Source organism: Amycolatopsis sp. lyj-112 (assembly GCF_046549055.1).
In the GTDB taxonomy this organism is placed as follows: Bacteria; Actinomycetota; Actinomycetes; order Mycobacteriales; family Pseudonocardiaceae; genus Amycolatopsis.
Window position 1 is genome coordinate 70,778 of record NZ_JAJPWS010000008.1, and the last position, 17,138, is coordinate 87,915.

Below are 17,138 nucleotides of genomic sequence, written 5' to 3' on the forward strand. Positions count from 1 at the left end.
CTCCAAAGGTGAAAGCCCCGAAACCTTATCCACGACCATGACCCGCGGAACCCTTCCGGCGAAGGTCCCTACCAACGGCGGGTCCCGATCGCGGCAAACCGGGCAACCGGTTAAGCGTTTGGGCGGCCGCCCGGCGCACGCTAGGATTCGATCATGACCTACCACATCCGTATGCGCACCGCCTGAGACGGCGTGACCGCAGGGCCGCCCGCGACCGGGAGGCCCCTCTTTCTGCGCGCCGTCTGTCATTCCGTCACGGATCCAGACAGGACACCATGCAGAAGCACATCGCAATGATCGGCTGCACCGCTCCGAGCCACATCTACCCGTCACTGGCCGTCATCCGTGAGCTGGTCGCTCGCGGGCACCGGGTCAGTTACGTCGTGGGCGAACCACTCACCGGGCTGGTCGAACCGACCGGCGCCGAAGTGGTCCCGCATCCGTCGATCCTCCCGCTCGGCGACCAGTCGGCGTGGCCGGAGGACGCCGGCTCGCAGATGCGGGTCTTCCTCGACGAGGGCCTCCAGGCGATGCCGGTACTGACCGAGTTCTACGACGACAACCGGCCGGACCTGCTGCTGTACGACATCGGCGGGCTCCCGGCACCGATCCTGGGCAGGCGTTACGACGTTCCGGCAGTACAGCTGTCGCCGACGTACGTCGCTTGGGAAGGCTACGAAGAAGATCTGGGCGAGATGCTCGACGCGCTTCGCGGCTCACCGTCCGGAAAGGACTATCACGCCACGTATACCGCGTGGTTGCGGGAAAACGACATCGAAACCGACGCCTGGGACTGGATCTCCCACCCGGAGCACGTCCTCGCGCTGCTGCCGAGGGCGATGCAGCCGAACGTCGACCGGGTTCCGTCGTCGGTCCGCTTCGTCGGACCGGCTTTGGACCCGGAACGCTTGGCCGACCGCGGCTGGACCCCGCCGAAGAGCGGTAAGAAGGTCCTGCTGATGTCGCTCGGCACGGCGTTCACCGACCAGATCGACCTCTTTCGCGCCTGCGTCGACGGATTCCGCGACTCGGACTGGCACGTGGTGATCTCGATCGGTCAGACCGATCCGGCCGTTTTCGGACCGCTGCCCGAGCACATCGAGGTGCACCCGTTCGTCCCGCAACTGGCGGTGCTGGAGGCCGCGTCGGCCTTCATCACGCACGCCGGGATGGGCGGCAGCACGGAATCGCTGTGGTACGGCGTGCCGACAGTCGCGATCCCGCTGGCCACCGACGGTTTCGGCAACGCGGCGAAGCTCGCGGAACTGGGCGTCGGTGAGCAACTCCCGGCCGACGAGGTGACCGCGACGACGTTGCGGGCCGCCGTCGATCGGGTGGCCGGGTCGCCCGAGGTCGCCGCGCGGCTGGCCGAGGTGCAGGCCGAAACGCGGGGCAACGGCGGGATCGACCGCGCGGCCGACGCCGTTGAGTCCTTCCTGAAGTAGCCCGGGTAATGCTATGAACGGGCCTTTCCTTGCAAATTTTGCAAGGAAAGGCCCGTTCATTGCACGCGCGCTACGTCGCCCGGATCTCGTTCAGGTAGTTGTAGATCGTGTACCGCGTGACGTCGAGTTCCCCGGCGAGGTGGTCCACCGCGTCCTTGATGAGGAAGAACCCGGCCTCGTCCAGTTCCCGGACCACGGCCGCCTTGTGCCGCTTCTTCATCAGGTCCACCGGGATCCCGGCCTTCGTGACCGCGCGCCCGATCAGGAACCGCTGCAGGCTGTCGACGTCCGGCGGGAACGTCTCGGGCTCCTGCCCGTTCGCCTTCGAGGCGCCGTCGGTCAGCCGGTTGACGCACAGGCAGCCGATCGCGACCCCGTCGGCGTCGCGCAGGAACAGCGTCGAAGACCGGATCGCGCGGCCGTCGGGGCCGTGGGTCTCGTAGTTCGTCAGGTCCTGCGTGGTGCCTCGGCGGACCAGGCCCAGCAGCAGGTCCGTCATCGGGCCACCGACCGTACGGCCGGTGAGGTCACCGGCGATCGCGACGATCGAGTCCGGCAGCCTGCTCAGGTCGTGCAGCAGGACCTCGTTGCCCGGCCCCAGCATCGCCGCGAGCGCGTGCACCGCCGGGCCGAGCGCCGAAAGCAGGTCGTGCGACGCCGCCGACGCGACCACCGGAACCCCGGAAGCGACGACGCTGACAGGTTTCGTCAGCCGTTCCAACGCCGAACGCACCTGCTCCGCGGTGCTCGCCGGAGTCGACGCGTGCGGGGACAGCCGGACGTGTTCGGGCCGCACGGTGGCCGCGATCCCGGCACTCGCCAACGCCGAGCCGACCTGTTCGGCCGCGTGCCCGGGGAGGGTGAAGGCGAGGATTCCGGCTCGACGTTCGACCGCCGAAACCACCTCTCCCCCCAAGGATTTCACGACGTCTTCGAGTTCACCGACGCGTTCGGCGACGCGTCCGGCGATGGCCGGGACACCCGCCTCCTCGACCAGTTCCAAGGCCGCGGCGAACGCGCCCGACGTGATCGGGCTCAGGTTCGAGAGCGACCAGGCGGCCGCGGTCTCGTCGGCGGGGTGGATCTCGTCGTCGAACAGTCCCGGGTCACGCGCCCCGGTCCAGCCGGACAGGATCGGTTCCATCCGCTCCAGCGCCCGGTCCGAAAGGACGGCGAACCCGGTGCCCCAGCCCGCCCGCAACCACTTCTGGCCGCCGACGACGAGCACGTCCGCGACCTCCCACGGCGCCTCGATCACCCCGAAGCCCTGGATCCCGTCGACGACGAGCAGCCTGTCCCCCACCGCCTCGCGGATCGCCGCCAGGTCGGCGCGGTACCCGGTGCGGAAATCGACCGCGCTCACACTGACCAGCGACGTCTCCGGCGTCAGCGCCGCCTTGACCGCGTCCGCCGTGACGTTCCCCAGCGGCAACCGCCGGACGGTCAGCCGTCCCGCTTGTTCCGCCCGCGCCCACGGATAGGTGTTGGCCGGAAACTCCGACGCCGAGACCAGCACCTCGCCCCCGGGAGCGTTGAACGCGGCCTGGAAGAGCCCGAGACTGGTGTGCGGCAACAGAACCGTGTGGTCGGTGTCGCTGCCGGACAACCGGGCGGCGGCCGCCTTGGCCCGGGTCTCCTGCCGCATCAGGTCGTCCACAGTGGACGGACCGGCCTTGGTCGACTGGTCGAGCAGGCTCGCGGTGGTGTCGAGCACGGCGTGCGAAGGCGGCCCGAACCGCGCGAAGTCGAGGTAGCCCGCCGGTTCGTCGAACTGCAGCAGGTACCGCGGGGAAATCCGCGTCATGCGAGGACCCGCGCCAGGAACTGCTTGGTCCGCTCGTGCTTCGGAGTGCTCAGGATCTCCCCGGGCGGCCCGGTCTCGACGACGGCGCCGTCGGCCATGAACACCACCTCGTCCGCGGCCTCGGCCGCGAACCCCATCTCATGCGTCACCACGACCATCGTCATCCCCTCCGCGGCCAACGTACCCATCACCGCCAGCACCTCGCCCACGAGCTCCGGGTCGAGCGCCGACGTCGGCTCGTCGAACAACATCAGCTTCGGTTTCATCGCCAGCGACCGGGCGATCGCCACCCGCTGCTGCTGCCCACCGGACAGCTGCGCGGGGTAGGCGTCGGCGCGATGCGCGAGCCCGACCCGGTCGAGCAGTTCGAGCGCCTGCTTCCGCGCTTCGTCCGCGGAGACACCGAGCACCCGCACCGGCCCCTCGACGACGTTCTGCAGCGCCGTGCGGTGGCCGAACAGGTTGAACCGCTGGAACACCATGCCGATGTCGCGCCGCTGGCGGGCGACCTCGCGTTCCTTCAGTTCGTACAGCTTGCCGTTGCGCAAGCGGAAGCCGATCGGCTTCCCGTCGACCCAGACCTGTCCTGCGTCGATGGTCTCCAAGTGGTTGATACAGCGCAGGAACGTGCTCTTCCCGGCACCCGACGGGCCGAGCAGGCAGACCACCTGTCCTTTGTGGACTTCGAGGTCGATCCCGCTCAGCACCTCGGTGTGGCCGTAGCTCTTGCGGACGCCGACAGCCTTCAGCAGTGCTTCTCCAGAACCGGGTTCAGACACGTTCACTCCTCACCAGCGGCGCGGTACGCAAAGCCTTGGCGGCACGGGAGAACGGGCCGCGCGCCCGTTCTTCGGAGTCGAAGGCCCGCTCCAGATAGTGCTGCCCGACCCCGGCGACGGTCACCACGACCATGTACCAGACCGCCGCGGCCAGCAGGGTCTCCATCACCAGCAGGTTGTTGGACGAGATGTTGTTGGCGGCGTGGATCAGTTCGGTCACACCGATCACCGACGCCATCGAAGTGCCCTTGAGCATGTTGATGAAGTCGTTGCCCGTCGGCGGGATGATCACCCGCATCGCCTGCGGCAGCACCACCCGGCGCAGCGTCGCGCCCGGCGACATCCCGATCGACTTCGCGGCCTCTGTCTGTCCACTGTCGACACTGTTCAACCCGGCGCGGACGATCTCCGCCATGTACGCGCTTTCGTTGAGCGCCAAACCGAGCAGCGCCGCGGTGAACGCGGTGATCAGCACGTTGGTCTGCTCGTACAGCAGATAGCCGCCGAACGGCAGCGGGATCGAGATGAACTCGAAGACCAGCGCCAGGTTGTACCAGATCAGGATCTGCAGCAGCACCGGAAGACCGCGGAACAGCCAGATGTAGCCGGCGGCGAACCACCGGGCCACCGGGTTGGCCGAACGGCGCATCAGCGCGATCACGATGCCGAGGACGATCGCCGAACCCTGCGCGATCACCGCGAGCAGCACGGTGTTGAGCAGGCCGACCGCCATCACGCGGTACCACAGGAACTCCGGGACGGAATCCCACTGGATCTGGGCTTCCGCGAGCGCGATCCCGAGCAGGACCAGCAGGGTGAGGATGACGACGGCGCTGACCCACCGGCCCCAGTGCCGGAGCCGGACGATCGGCAGCGGTTCAGCTTCCGCCATTGAGCTTCGCCTCCTTGACCGCGCCCTGCTCGACGCCCCAGGCCTGGAGGATCTTGCCGTAGCCGCCATCGGCGATCAGGGACTGCAGCGCCTTCTGAAGCGACTCGGCCAGCGGCTTGTTCTCCTTGTTGACGCCGATCCCGTACGGCCCGCCGTTGATCGGCTCACCCGGGACGACCTCGAAGAACTTGCCCTCGCCCGCGGTCCGCGAGATGTAGACCGCACTGGGCAGGTCGTTGAGGATGGCGGCGACCCGGCCGGTGCGGAGCTGGTTCTGGTTCTGGGTGTCGCTGTCGGTCGCGGTCACGGCCAGCGCGGGCTTGCCGCCCTGCGTGCATTTGCCGTTCTGCTCCTCGGCGTACTTCTGGTGGCTTGTGCCCTGCACGACGGCGACGTTCTTGCCGCACAGCGTGTCCGGGCCGGTGATCTGGTCGGGATTGCCCTTGCGGACCATGATCGTGATGCCGGAGGAGAAGTAGTCGACGAAATCGATCTGCGCCTGGCGGGTCTTCGTGTCGTTCATCGCCGCCATCGTGAGATCGACACGGCCGGACTGGAGGCTCGTGATCAGCGATCCGAACGCCATGTCCTGGTGGTGCACGGTGACACCGAGTTTCGCGCCGAGGGCCTTGGCGAGGTCGACCTCGTAGCCGATCGGGGTCTTGCCGTCGGCGGCGTAGAAGTTGTTGGGCGCGGACTGCAGGTTCGACGCCAGGTGCAGCATCCCGGCCTGCGCGTACTTCGCGGGCAGCGTCCCGGCGACGGCGGCGTCCTTCTGGATTCCGGCGAGCAGCGCGGAGGTGTCCGGGATCGCGGCGGGCGCTCCGGGGGCCGCGGGTTCCTGGCCCCCGGCACCATCGGGCCCGCCTCCGCAGGCCGCGGTGACGAGGGCGGCCAGGCCGGTGAGCACGGCCAAGCGCCAGGTTCGGGTCAGGGTGAGCGGCGTCGACGGCATGACGGTCCTCCACGGTGCCTTGGGTGGTGGCCGACGCTACAACTGCGTGTTGAAGAGGTCAACTGTGAGTTGAAATCTTGTCCGGTGGTGCCGCCCGACGGACAAAGCGCGGGCACCGGCTTCCGCCGATGCCCGCGCCTCTTCCCGTCGCCGGGCTAGTTCATCCCTACCTCGACCAGGCCTTCGTTGGCCGCGGCGGCACATTCGGCGTCGTCAGCCGCTGCGTCGGCGGCATCAGCGACACCGTCGTCCTTGGCGGCCTTCTCGTCCGCAGCCTTCGCCTTGGCCTCGGCCTTGGCTTCGGCCTTGTCCTGGGCCTTCGCCTTGTCCTTTGCGTTGTCCTTGGCGGCCGCGCCGTCCTCCTGAGCGGCGTCGTCCTCATCGACAGCTGCGACATCGAGCTGACAAGCGGCGATGGCGGCGCAGTCGACGTCATCGACGTTGCCGGCTGCCGCATCGTCCTGCTCGGCCATACCGTCGTGTTCAGCCATGCCGTTCTTCTCGGCCTTGCCGTTCTTCTCAGCCATGCCATCCTGCTCGGCGGCCACGGCCTCGGCGTCGCAAGCAGCGATAGCGGCGCAGTCGACCTTTTCGGCGGCCGCGGCATCCTCCTCAGCCGCGGCGTCCTCCTGCTCGACCGCATCCTCCTGCTCGGCCTTGGCCTTCTTTTCAGCCTTGCCGTGCTTCCCGGCCATGCCTTCCTGTTCAGCCTCGGCCTTGTTGTCCGCGACGTCGGCGGCCACGCAGTTCGCCGCGGCGGCCGCGTCAGCGACGGCGCCCTTCACGGCCACTTCCTCGGCACACCTGGCGGCCTCTCGCCGCTGCTCGATCAGATCCGCGACCGCCTGCCGGCTGGCCACCCTCGCCACGGACTGCGAGTCGGAGTTCACCTCTTGATCCGCGACGAAGGACAGATTGTTCTGCAATGCCGTGCCCAGGCCATCACAGTTCCCGCCGGACGCTGTCGCCGCGTTGCCCGCCGGGCTGCTCAAGGCGATGGCCGCCACGGTGGCGCCCGCGACTCCCACCAGGGCAGCCAAGCCGACCGTCGCCTGTTTGCGGTGTCGACCGGAATCACGCAAGCGGGGCATATACGCCCCTCCTCTCCATTGTCAGCACCTCACGCATAAGACACGGAGGGATCACCGGAGAGGTTCAGTTGGTTTCTACCCCACTCTTTGACCTGCGAAGGCGCCCATGGCATGTCCATTGTGGACTTGCCATGGGCGCCTTTGTCCCGGATATTCCTCAGACGGCTATGTAGTTCCCGCTCAGGATGAGCAAGACCTGCACGGTGATGCCGGTGCCGTAGTAGTCGGTGGCGTTCGGCGTCCAGGTGGTGACGCGGGTCCACAGCTTGTCCAGCCAGGCCTGGCTACCCGGGTCGTTCATCGCCGCGATGGCGAACGACGCGGTGAAGCAGGGGTGCTGGCCCGTCTCACCCGAGATCTTGGCGCCCGCAAGCGTGTAGCCGGTGGTGATCTTGGCCGGGTCGCCGCCGGTGGTCTGCTGGATCCAGGTGTTCATCTTCCGCACCTGGCCCACCGCGGGACTGCCGGCGACGGTGGCGCCGTCGACGCCGAGCCGCCACGGGTCGCGGCAGGCGTTGTAGCTGTACTTGTCGTCCTTGCCTTCGAGGAAGTCGTACGGCGCGGGCTTCGGCGTCGAGTTGGTGTTGACGACGAAGTCCGGGATCAGGCCGGTCTTCGGTGCGTACTGCTGCTGAAGCTGAGTGACCGCCCGCTCCTGCCGGGTCCGGACCTGGCCCCAGAAAGAGTCCCCGGTGGCCTTCTCGAACGCGCGAAGGTGGCCCGGCATCCAGTCGGAAGAACGCGAGCTGTTGATGTACTTGCCGCTGTCGGCCCAGTCCGCCAGCCGCATGAACTTGGTGGTGGGGTGCACCTCGCTGCGCTTGATCGCCTTGATGATCCGCAGCGCCTCGGACTTGTAGTCGACCGAACCGCCGCTGCCCCAGACCTTGTCGGCAATGAGCAGGCCGTAGGCGATTTCGAGGTCCCCGTCGGTCGCCGAGTCGGTGCCGTTGACGCTCTTGCAGCCGGCGTCCTGCTCGGCCGCGTGCAGATCCTTGTCGATCGACGAGGGATGCGCCTTCACGAACTTCAGGATGCCGTCGAAGACGGTGCGGGCCTGCGAATCCTTGTCGCCCATCATCGCCGCGATGGTCATGCCGTAGCCCTGACCTTCGGCGACGAACGCGTGATCGGCGTCCGGCGCCTTCACCGCGTAGGTACCGGAGCCGCACTTGGTGGTGAGGAAGTTCTTCTTCCAGAAGTCGTAGTACTTGGCGAGAGCCTGATCCTGGGCCGCCTGCGACACCGAGGGGCGCAGAACTCCCGGCTGGTAAGGCGTTCCTTGAGCGGTGGCCGCGGTGGCGGGGGCGGTCGTGGCGACCAGCCCGGCGGTCAGCGCGGCCGCGGCCAGCACCGTCCGTACGGTCTTTCTCATGGCTCCTCCGGAACATCGTTGGTGGCGGCGGCGCGTTTCGAGAGTGACACTCTGACCGGCCAGAATCAAGAGAGTTAAGAAAGTTTCCTTACTATTACCTCAAATGACGCTTACGTGAACGGTGGCCTAGCGTGGTGACCATGACGATCGACCTGACCGCGCGCGGCGAAGCCTTCCGGGAGTTCTGGACCGAGCGGCATCTCGCCACCCTGACCACCGTCCGACCCGACGGGACCCCGCATGTCGTGGCCGTCGGGGTCACGGTGGACTTCGAAGCCGGGATCGCCCGGGTGATCACCTTCCGGTCGTCCAAGAAGGCCCGCATGATCAAGGAAGCGGGCGAAAAGGGCATTCCGGTCGCAGCCTGTCAGATCGACGGCCCGCGATGGTCCACTTTGGAGGGACGCGCGGTACTTCTCGAAGACGCCGAGTCGGTGCACGACGCCGAGAACCGCTACGCCGCGCGATACCGGCAGCCCAAACCGAACCCGGAACGCGTGGTCATCGAGATCACCGTGACCAGGGTGCTCGGCAACGCCTAGCTGATCACGCGAGATACGCCTCTGATCACGAGAGTGCGCTGCTTGATCACGCCCGGGCGCCGCCCGGTGACGACGTGATCAGCAAGGTGACGGTGAACGGGGGAAGCCAATTCGACCCGCTCAGGAAACGAAAAGACTGAGCAGACCCTCCACCGAGCGGACGATCACCCGCGCCGCGGCACGTTCGGCGTGCGCGGCGCCGCCCCGCTCCGCCTCGTGCCGCCAGCGCACGAGCGCGCTCTCCGCGGCAGCGTGGATCTCCGCCGGATCCGTGTCGGGTTCGAGGCCGAGCCTCTCGGTGGGCGCGAGGCCCTGCGAACCGAGCAGCCGTGTGGCCTCCTCCGCGATCTCTCCGGACAACGCCGTACGGCCACCGCGGACGTCGGCGATGAGCCGCAGCTCCCGGAAATCGTGTGCGGCCGCGGCGAACCGTTCCACCCGCGCGGCCAGCCGGTCGCTGTACGGACGCGGCTCGGCGGCGAGCAGGCCTTCCAGCCGCAGCACCGCCGTGCGCGCCTTCAACGCTTCCGCCCTGGCGACGAAACAGCCGGCCAAGGTGTCCCGCAGATCGCCGAGACCACTGCGGTGCACGAGTTCCGCCGAAAGCTTCAGCCTGCTCTCACATCGGGTGCGGATCAACGTGATCGCCAGCCGGACACCGTAGAGACCGAACCGGGTCAGCAGGTGTTTCCGTGACTCCGGCGGGACCCGCACCGGGAACGGATCGTCCACAAAGGAATCCACCGAGAGGAGATGGCGTTCGAGCTCCGGCCGGGAGACCGACGCCAGCACGCGAAGCACCTCGAATTCGTCGTCCCGCAAGGCGCGCCCGGCATACCCGAGCTGTCCCGCGACCGCGAGCACTCCTTGGAATCCCGCGCAGTTCGGGTCGTCCCGCCACGCGCGGCGCGCCAGTTGTTTCGCGGTGAGCAGGGCGTCGATCCGGCCCGCGCCGACCTCGTCGGCGCGGCCGAGCACCAGCACCGAGTTCACCGCGCTCTGCCGCGCGAACGCCGAACCGTCGGCCGGACGGGCACCGGCGAGCTCGTCGGGTTCGAGGTAGCGCACCAAGCGCACCGTCGCGTCGACGTGTTCGGCCGGCGCCGGGGTGTCGAACAACTCGATGTCGCGCAAGGCCCGCGTCGGCCATTCCGCCAGCGCGGAGACCAAAGTGGACTTACCGGTGCCCGGCGTGCCGACGAACCCGACCCGCAGCGGTTCTTCCAGCCGTTCAAGGCATTCGCGCAGCATCCCCACCGCGGGCGGGAGGTCCTGGTAGAGCGCGGCTGCGTCACTCAGTAGTTCTCGGACATCAAGGGACGTCACGCGGACAGCTCCCGGCGCGGCGCCGCGCCGCTGCCGAGCGCACCGGCCTTCCGGTGCAGGGCGGCCAGGCGGTCGATCTCGCGTTTGACCCCCTGCGTGCGCCGGTCCCGGTCGGCGGAGCCGGCGATGATCAGTTCCCGTTGGCGCGTCAGCTCTTCCGCGAGTTCGTCCGACAGCGCGGTGAAGTGGTCGCGCAGCCTTCGCTGCACCTGCCGGACCTCGTCCTTGATCTCCTTGCTGAACCGGATGAAGACGTCGTCGACATGCCGCTGCGCCGCGGTCTTCGCCAGCGCCTGGCGGCGCTGCAACCGCATCCCGCCCTCGTCACGCACGCTCTTGGTGGCGAACGCCACGCCGGCGCCGAGCGAGACCGGGTTGATCAGCGGCAGCCCGGCGAGACTGGTGACCAGACCGAACATCAGCACGCCACCGTAGGAACCGCGCAAGCCGGTGAACAGCTTCTGGCCGATCTTGAAGCGTTCGATCTTCGGGGCACCGACCTCGGGGATCGAGTCCACTCCGGACCCGGTCAACGGCAGTTCCGGGGCCTGGCCGTAGCGCGGGCCGAAGCCCGAGGCGACCGCGTGCGCGATCCACGTCGACCGGTCGGACACCCAGTTGTAGTTGGTCTCGACGGCGTCGGCGAGGTTCTCCTCCAGCCAGGCCTGGAAATCCGGCCAGATCTGCACCGGGTCGCCTTCGTCGAAGGTGCGGTCGATATGCCGCACGATCGTCCGGGTCCGCTCGCGGAGGTCGTATTCGGCGTCGGAGACCAGGTCGGTGATCTCGTCCGACAACAGGTTCTGCCAGCGGACGTTCTGCCGCCGCAGTTCCTCGGTGCGCCGTTGTGCCTGGTGCAGCAGGGTGACCTGGTCGATCCCGCTGTCCTGGGAGACGGCGTTGAGGCGCGTCTGCAGTGTCTCGACCAGTTCGACCGCCGCCGCGCGGATGCTCACCGCGGCGGCCAGCGCCCGGGTGCGTTCGATCGGCCGCGAGGCCTGTTCCCCCACCCACGCAAGGAGTTCCGGGAATCCGGACCGTCCATTGAGGTCGGCGTCACCGGCCTTCGCCGCGGCTTGACGCACCGTGGCGGAAACCGGGAAGACGTCGGCGACCACGCCGGTCTCCGAAAGCGCGGCACGGTTGCGGGCGGCGAGTTCGCGCCAGTCGGGACTGACGTCGATCTTGGTCATCGCCAGCACGAGTGCCGGGCACCAGGTGCGGATGTGCCGGGCCAGCGCGAGTTCGGCGGGCTGGAGTTCCTGGGTGGCGTCGGAGACGAGGATCACCGCGTGCGCGTCGGCGAGGACATCGAGCGTCGCGGCCGTGCGCGGCGACCGGGGATCCCCTATCGCCGGAGTGTCCACCAGGACCAGCCCCGAGCCGAGCAGGTCGCGCGGCAGGCCGACCTCGACGCGGCGCAGGGATCCGGGCGGCCGGATCTCCAGTTCCTTGGTCAGGTTCCCGACCGGGACGCTCTCGCGGGCGTGCCCGACCAGCGTCGCGGCGGGATCGGGCGCGTAGCCGATCTCGGTGGGAACGGCCGGGGTGCTCGCGTCCCCGACCACGCAGACCGGGGCGTTCAGCAGGGCGTTGAGCAGGTATCCCTTGCCCTGTTTGGGGAAACCGACCACCGCGATCCGGGTGCCGGCGGCCTGCTGGTCCCGTCTCCGGCGCAGGCGTTCGGCCAGGTCGGCGCGACCTTGGGCGGCACAGGCGTCCAAGGTCTCGTTGAGCACGTCGAGCCAGGCGGGGGCTGTCACGGGGATGCAGTGTTCCCTTAACCAAGCGCGGAATCAATGTGGGATGCGCCAACATGCGGACGTGGCAAAGGCCCCGCGGCCGGTTTCGGCCGCGGGGCCCGCTCACCCGATGAGATATGAAGAATCTTCAGCTCAGCCGATGTGGATGTCGTTGCCCGAGCCGATGTCGCCGGCGCCGAGGTGGACGTCGCCCACGTTTCCGATGGTGTGGCCGATGTTGTTGCCGGCCTCGGAGACCACGTCGTGCACCTCGGAGACGCCCGCGCCGTTCGCGACGTTGGCGACCTCGTTGGCCACGTTGCCCGACACGGCACCGGTGATGTCGCCGTGGTTGTTGGCGATGTCACCGTTGGCGTAGTTGTTCGCGACGTCGTGCACCTTGGTGGTGACGTCCGCGACACCCACGTTGCCGATGACGCTGGTGAGGTCACCGACCTGCGAGAGCACGTCGGGGACACCGCCGCCGACGCCGTCGGCGCGGGGCAGGTCGCTGTTCAGGTCGCCGACCGCCGGGACGGAGTCGAGGGCCGGAACCTGGACGGCGTCCACGGCGGGGACGGCGGGGACGTCGTCGACGAGGCCGGACGCGGTGTCGACCGCACCGTTGGCGACGCCACCGGCCTGGCCGAAGGTGCCGGAGTCGAGGCCACGCGACAGGTCGTCGGTCAGGCCGAAGCTGCCGACGGTGTTCTGCGCGAGGGCGGTCACGCCGGCGGCGGCGTTGGAAACGTCGGTCACGTCGGAGACGGCGGGCACGCCCGGCAGGCCCGGGACGACACCCGGGACGTCGACCGGCAGGTCGCCGAGGCTCGGCACGCCGGCCGGCAGGTCACCCAGGCTCGGCAGCCCGGCCTCGGGCAGGCCCAGCTCCGGCAGACCCGGAACGGCGGGGACGGCCGGGAGACCGGCGCCGGCGAGGCTCGGCACACCCGACAGGTCACCGACGGCCGGAACGGCGACCGGCAGGCCCGCGGTCAGCGCGGTGAGCTGGTCGATCGCGCCCTGGACACCGTCGGCGCACTCGCCGTCGGAGCCGTTGACGATGTTCGTGACGCCACCGAAGCCGGCCAGGTTGTCGGCGGTGCTCGCGGCGGTGCCGGTGACACCGGTGGCGGCGTCGACCGGGACGAAGTCGAGCACCAGCGGGACGACCTCGTGCACGTCGGCGGCGTTGATGTCACCGAGGCCGGCGTCGGCCAGCACCTGCTGGGGGTCGTTGGCGAACGCCACACGAGCCGCGGTGTCGTTCAGCAGGTTCAGCGTGAAGTCGTGCAGGGTCTGGACGGAACCCATGAAAGGACTCTCCTGGGGGTCTAGGTCGGTGGGGACGCGCAGCGGCCGGAGGGCACGGCTGAGCGCAGGTCACCGAAATTAGTGACCCGGCGCCGCTCAGCACATCGGGGATCACTCCCGGTCGTCACTCACTCAGCCAATAGGGGATCGGTATGACATCGTTAGGGCGTTAGGGGCTTAACCGAGACGCACCCCGTTGGGTTTAATGCCCCTCTCACCCATACGGGTCAAGCCGTTCGGGTGAGTGGCCCTGGTAGGCCCTCAAGGGGCTGGTCAAGCGAAGGAGGATGCTCGTTGCCCTACGTCCTCGGCATCGATATCGCCTCGACCCGCACCACCGCCGCCACCTGCGTGAACCAAGGCGACGGCTGGGGTGTCCCCGAGCCGTTGTGGCTCGGGGCGCGCGGACCGTCGGCGGCGTCCGCGGTATTTCTCGACGAAGACGGCTACCTGCTCACCGGCGACGCGGCCACCGAGGCGGGACAGTCCGCGCCCGCTCGTCTGCTGACCGGGTTCCACGAACGGATCGGCGACGACATCCCGGTGATCGTCGGCGGCGAACGGTTCCCGGCCGAGTCCCTCAGCGCCGTCCTCGTGGACGCCGCCGCGGACCAGGCGGGCGACCGGTTCGGCGGGAAACCGCAGCACATCGTGCTCACCCACCCCGTCGGCTGGGGATCGTTCCGCCGCGATCTGCTGCGCCGGGCGCTGGCCGAGGCCGGGTTCCCCAGGGCCGCGCTGGTGCCCACCCCCATCGCCGCACTGCACGCCTATCTCGCCCCCCAAGGCGACGTCACCGCGGGTGTCTGCGAATTCGGCCCGGACGGCGCCGTCGTGACGATCGCCACCGCCGGCGTCAACGGCTGGCAGCCGATCAAGACCGTGGAAGGCATCGACCCCGCCGAGGCCCTCGGCAAGGTCTTCGAACTCGCGCACGGCGGCGGTGTCCCGCCGCGGGCGATGGCGGGCATCGTGCTCTGCGGCGAGGCACCCGCGGTGCCCGGCCGGACACCGTGCCCGGTCTTCGCCGCGAGCGACCCGGTGCTGACGGTGGCGACCGGCGCCGCCAACATCGCCGCGCGGCGTGACCTTCCTCAGCCCGGTGGTCTCCGCCCGGGCAGCGCCGTCGCGACCGTGGAAACGACCCTGCTCCCCCGGGTCGACGCGGCCCCCGAACTCACCGAACGGCCCGAACGGCCGCCGGTGGACATCACCCCGTTCCCCTTGCCAGAACCCACGCGGACGGCGAAACTGCTCAGCCGACGCAAGCCCCTCGTCGCCGGGGCCGCTGTCGTGGTCCTCGCCGCGAGCACCCTGTTCCTCACCTTGTCCACTCGAGAAGCCACTGCCGACAAGGGTCCCGAAGCACCTCCCACCACTTCGAGCACCTGTGCGCCGGTCACCCCCGGCGCGACCCCTCCCCCCGAAGGTCGCTGTTGAACACACTGCTCGACAAGCCCGGCATCATCCATCCGGGTACCCGTCGCCTGCTCGACGAGGTGACCGCCGCGCCGGAACTCCCGGTGCGGATCGCCGTCGTCGCCCCTGGCGGCTATGGGAAGACCCACCTGCTCGGACTGCTCGGGCGTCACTACGCGGACGCCGGTGTCGAGGCCCTGCTGGTGGACGACGCCGATCAGCTCGACGACGCCGAGATCGCGAAGATCAAAGCGCGCGCGGAAGAATCGGCCGTCCCCGTCGTGCTGGCCTCCAGGTCGACAACACGGAGCACGGCGCTGCGCGCGCTCGCCGACACCTTCGGCCGAGCGGTGTCCTTGGCCCCGTTCGGGGTCGACGACGTCCGGCGGTTCGTCGAGCACGCCGGTGGCGACAAGGCCACGGCCGAGGACGTCCACGCCAGAACCGGTGGTGTGCCGAGACTCGTGCTCCGCGCGGTCACCGGGCAGCTCGGGGAATTCCGCGGTGAGCTGGAACAACTCGACGAAGACGTGCACCGCTATCTGATCGCGGCCGAGGCCGGGGCGGGCCGGAACCTCGATCTCCTTGCGGCGCTGCTCAACCGCGATCGCGACGGGCTGCCCGAGGTCTTCGACGGGGCCAGGGCGACCGGACTGCTCGGCGAGGACGATGTCCTGCTGCCGATCGCCGCGGAAGCCGTCAGGGCCTGGGATTCCCCCGGCCGTCGTCTGACGGTGCTGCAGCGGCTGCTGGAACTCCAGTTACGCGACGGGCTTCCGGTGCTGGATCTCGCCCGTTCCCTGCTGGGGACGGGAAGTTCGGGCGCGAGCGCGGCGGCGGCCTTCGAGGCGGCCGCGCGTGAGGCGATGCCCGACGACACGAAACTCGCGGCGCGGTTCTTCGAAGCCGCGTCGGAGGCCGGTGGGCGCGGCGCGGCGCTCACCGTCGGCTGGGCGCACGCCGCCGCTCTGGCCGGGGACCTCGACACGGCGCTGCGGCTCGGCGACGGCATGCTCGGCAGCACTTCGGATACCGATGCCCGGGCCGCCGGCGCGGAGGTCGCCGGGACGGTGCTGGCGCATCGCGGTGAACTCGCGCACAGCGCCGAGCTGTATCAGTGGTCCGGCCGGGCCGGGTCGAAGGCGTTCGCCGCGATCGCCTTGGTGGGCATCGGAAAACTCGAAGCCGCCCGCGGTCTGCTGGAGACGCCCGAAGTGCCGACCCTGTTCGCGGGCGCGGCCTCACGGACGGCGAAGGCGATCACCGGATCGGTTTCCGGCTGTGGCGCCGAAACACTCGCGGCGCTGCTCGGTGCGGCGTCGATGCTGGAATCCGCGGGCGCGCCCGCCCCGCTGCCGGACAGCCCGGCGGCGTTGGCGGCGTTGGTGGGTCTGCATTCCGGCGAACTGGCGCTGGCGGAATCCGTCCTGACCCGCGCGGTCACCGGCCGCATCGGCGGCGACCTGCTCGCGAAACGCCACCGGCTGCTGCTCGGCTGGGTCGCGATGACCGCGGGTGACCTCAAGACCGCCGCCGGGGCCGTGATGCCGCCGGACGGCCTCGAAGCCCGAGACGAACTTTTCGCCGCCACCCTTCAACTGGGCATCGCCCGGCGCTCCAGCGATCTTCCTGGCCTGCAACGATCGTGGGATCGCGCGTACCAGGCCTCGATGCGGCAGCAGCCGGACCTGTATTCCTTGCTGCCACTCGGAGAACTCACCATCGCCGCCGCACGAGCGGGCGCGAGCGCGAAACTGGCGGGACAGCTGGAACGCGCACACACGGTGCTCGACGGGCTCGGCAACCCTCCACTGTGGACGTCCACCCTGCGCTGGCACGAACTGCACGCCGCCATCACGGTGGAGAATCGTTCCCTGGCCTCAGAACATTTGGCCGCGTTGAACGACTTCGCCCCCTGCGGACGGTATCCGGCGGCACTGGCCTCGGCGGCGGCCGGCTGGCTCGCGGTCCTCAGCGGAACCTTCGACACCGAAGCGATTTCCGCGTCCGCGACGGAATTGTACGAACTCGGACTCTGCTGGGACGCGTCCCGGCTGGCCGGGCAAGCGGCGATCCGCACCTCGGACCGGCGGGCGATGGTGCAGTTGCTGGAGGTCGCACGGCAGTTCCAGGGAAAGACTCCGGAACCTGTCGCCGCCACCGGGTTGAGCGCGTTGAGCGAACGGGAACTGGAAGTCGCACGGCTGGTCGTCGACGGGCTGACTTATAAACAGGCCGGCGGTAAGCTGTTCATTTCCGGGAAGACCGTGGAGCATCATATGGCGCGGATTCGCGGGAAGCTGGGGGCCGGGGATCGGCGGGAGCTTTTGGGGATGCTGCGGGAGTTGCTTCCTCCTGCTGCTTCTTCTTAGCTTTACTTGGTGGGCGGCTACACTGATCGGGTAAGAAGTGTGCGCTCAACGGTTGAAACACTTGATTGTGTCACGGCAAACC

The 17,138-nt window shown here is 69.0% G+C and carries 13 protein-coding genes; 4 read left to right on the top strand and 9 right to left on the bottom strand.

The features are described from left to right. Positions 1 to 275 precede the first annotated feature (275 nt). Positions 276 to 1,445, top strand: a complete 1,170-nt coding sequence (locus tag ACLJRL_RS25380) for a macrolide family glycosyltransferase (RefSeq protein ID WP_410658772.1) — start codon at positions 276 to 278, stop codon at positions 1,443 to 1,445. A gap of 70 nt (positions 1,446 to 1,515) precedes the next feature. Here the strand turns inward: ACLJRL_RS25380 and ACLJRL_RS25385 are convergent, their stop codons facing one another. From ACLJRL_RS25385 to ACLJRL_RS25410, 6 genes are all read right to left on the bottom strand, one after another. Then, complete coding sequence (locus ACLJRL_RS25385) at positions 1,516 to 3,249, bottom strand: aminotransferase class V-fold PLP-dependent enzyme (RefSeq protein WP_410658773.1); 1,734 nt, start codon at positions 3,247 to 3,249, stop codon at positions 1,516 to 1,518. Further along, positions 3,246 to 4,034 (bottom strand): amino acid ABC transporter ATP-binding protein, encoded by a 789-nt coding sequence (locus ACLJRL_RS25390; RefSeq protein ID WP_410658774.1) that lies wholly within the window; start codon positions 4,032 to 4,034, stop codon positions 3,246 to 3,248. Before ACLJRL_RS25390 ends, ACLJRL_RS25385 begins: the two co-directional genes overlap by 4 nt. After that, positions 4,021 to 4,920, bottom strand: a complete 900-nt coding sequence (locus ACLJRL_RS25395; RefSeq protein ID WP_410658775.1) for an amino acid ABC transporter permease — start codon at positions 4,918 to 4,920, stop codon at positions 4,021 to 4,023. Before ACLJRL_RS25395 ends, ACLJRL_RS25390 begins: the two co-directional genes overlap by 14 nt. After that, positions 4,907 to 5,875 (bottom strand): ABC transporter substrate-binding protein, encoded by a 969-nt coding sequence (locus tag ACLJRL_RS25400; protein WP_410658776.1) that lies wholly within the window; start codon positions 5,873 to 5,875, stop codon positions 4,907 to 4,909. The genes ACLJRL_RS25395 and ACLJRL_RS25400 overlap by 14 nt, the downstream gene beginning before the upstream one ends. A 155-nt stretch (positions 5,876 to 6,030) precedes the next feature. Further along, a complete protein-coding gene (locus tag ACLJRL_RS25405) occupies positions 6,031 to 6,966 on the bottom strand; it encodes a hypothetical protein (protein WP_410658777.1) in 936 nt (311 codons plus the stop codon). Between the two features lie 157 nt (positions 6,967 to 7,123). Beyond that, a complete protein-coding gene (locus tag ACLJRL_RS25410; RefSeq protein WP_410658778.1) occupies positions 7,124 to 8,341 on the bottom strand; it encodes a glycosyl hydrolase family 8 in 1,218 nt (405 codons plus the stop codon). A 140-nt stretch (positions 8,342 to 8,481) separates the two neighbouring features. Here ACLJRL_RS25410 and ACLJRL_RS25415 point away from each other — a divergent pair, with 140 nt between their 5' ends. After that, positions 8,482 to 8,883 carry a PPOX class F420-dependent oxidoreductase gene (locus ACLJRL_RS25415; protein WP_410658779.1) on the top strand — a complete coding sequence of 134 codons (402 nt, stop codon included), beginning with the start codon at positions 8,482 to 8,484 and terminating at the stop codon, positions 8,881 to 8,883. 120 nt (positions 8,884 to 9,003) lie between these two features. Here the strand turns inward: ACLJRL_RS25415 and ACLJRL_RS25420 are convergent, their stop codons facing one another. From ACLJRL_RS25420 to ACLJRL_RS25430, 3 genes are all read right to left on the bottom strand, one after another. Next, positions 9,004 to 10,209 carry a GTPase gene (locus ACLJRL_RS25420; RefSeq protein WP_410658780.1) on the bottom strand — a complete coding sequence of 402 codons (1,206 nt, stop codon included), beginning with the start codon at positions 10,207 to 10,209 and terminating at the stop codon, positions 9,004 to 9,006. Beyond that, the gene (locus ACLJRL_RS25425; protein ID WP_410658781.1) at positions 10,206 to 11,972 is read right to left on the bottom strand and encodes a dynamin family protein; all 1,767 of its coding nucleotides are present in this window, start codon (positions 11,970 to 11,972) and stop codon (positions 10,206 to 10,208) included. The genes ACLJRL_RS25420 and ACLJRL_RS25425 overlap by 4 nt, the downstream gene beginning before the upstream one ends. 132 nt (positions 11,973 to 12,104) lie before the next feature. Next, a complete protein-coding gene (locus ACLJRL_RS25430) occupies positions 12,105 to 13,265 on the bottom strand; it encodes an IniB N-terminal domain-containing protein (protein ID WP_410658782.1) in 1,161 nt (386 codons plus the stop codon). Between the two features lie 294 nt (positions 13,266 to 13,559). On the opposite strand from ACLJRL_RS25430, the gene ACLJRL_RS25435 reads away from it, so the two are divergent. Beyond that, on the top strand, positions 13,560 to 14,705 hold the full coding sequence (locus ACLJRL_RS25435; protein WP_410658783.1) for a molecular chaperone DnaK: 1,146 nt from the start codon (positions 13,560 to 13,562) through the stop codon (positions 14,703 to 14,705). Further along, positions 14,702 to 17,056 carry a LuxR C-terminal-related transcriptional regulator gene (locus tag ACLJRL_RS25440; protein WP_410658784.1) on the top strand — a complete coding sequence of 785 codons (2,355 nt, stop codon included), beginning with the start codon at positions 14,702 to 14,704 and terminating at the stop codon, positions 17,054 to 17,056. The genes ACLJRL_RS25435 and ACLJRL_RS25440 overlap by 4 nt, the downstream gene beginning before the upstream one ends. Positions 17,057 to 17,138: the final 82 nt, after the last annotated feature.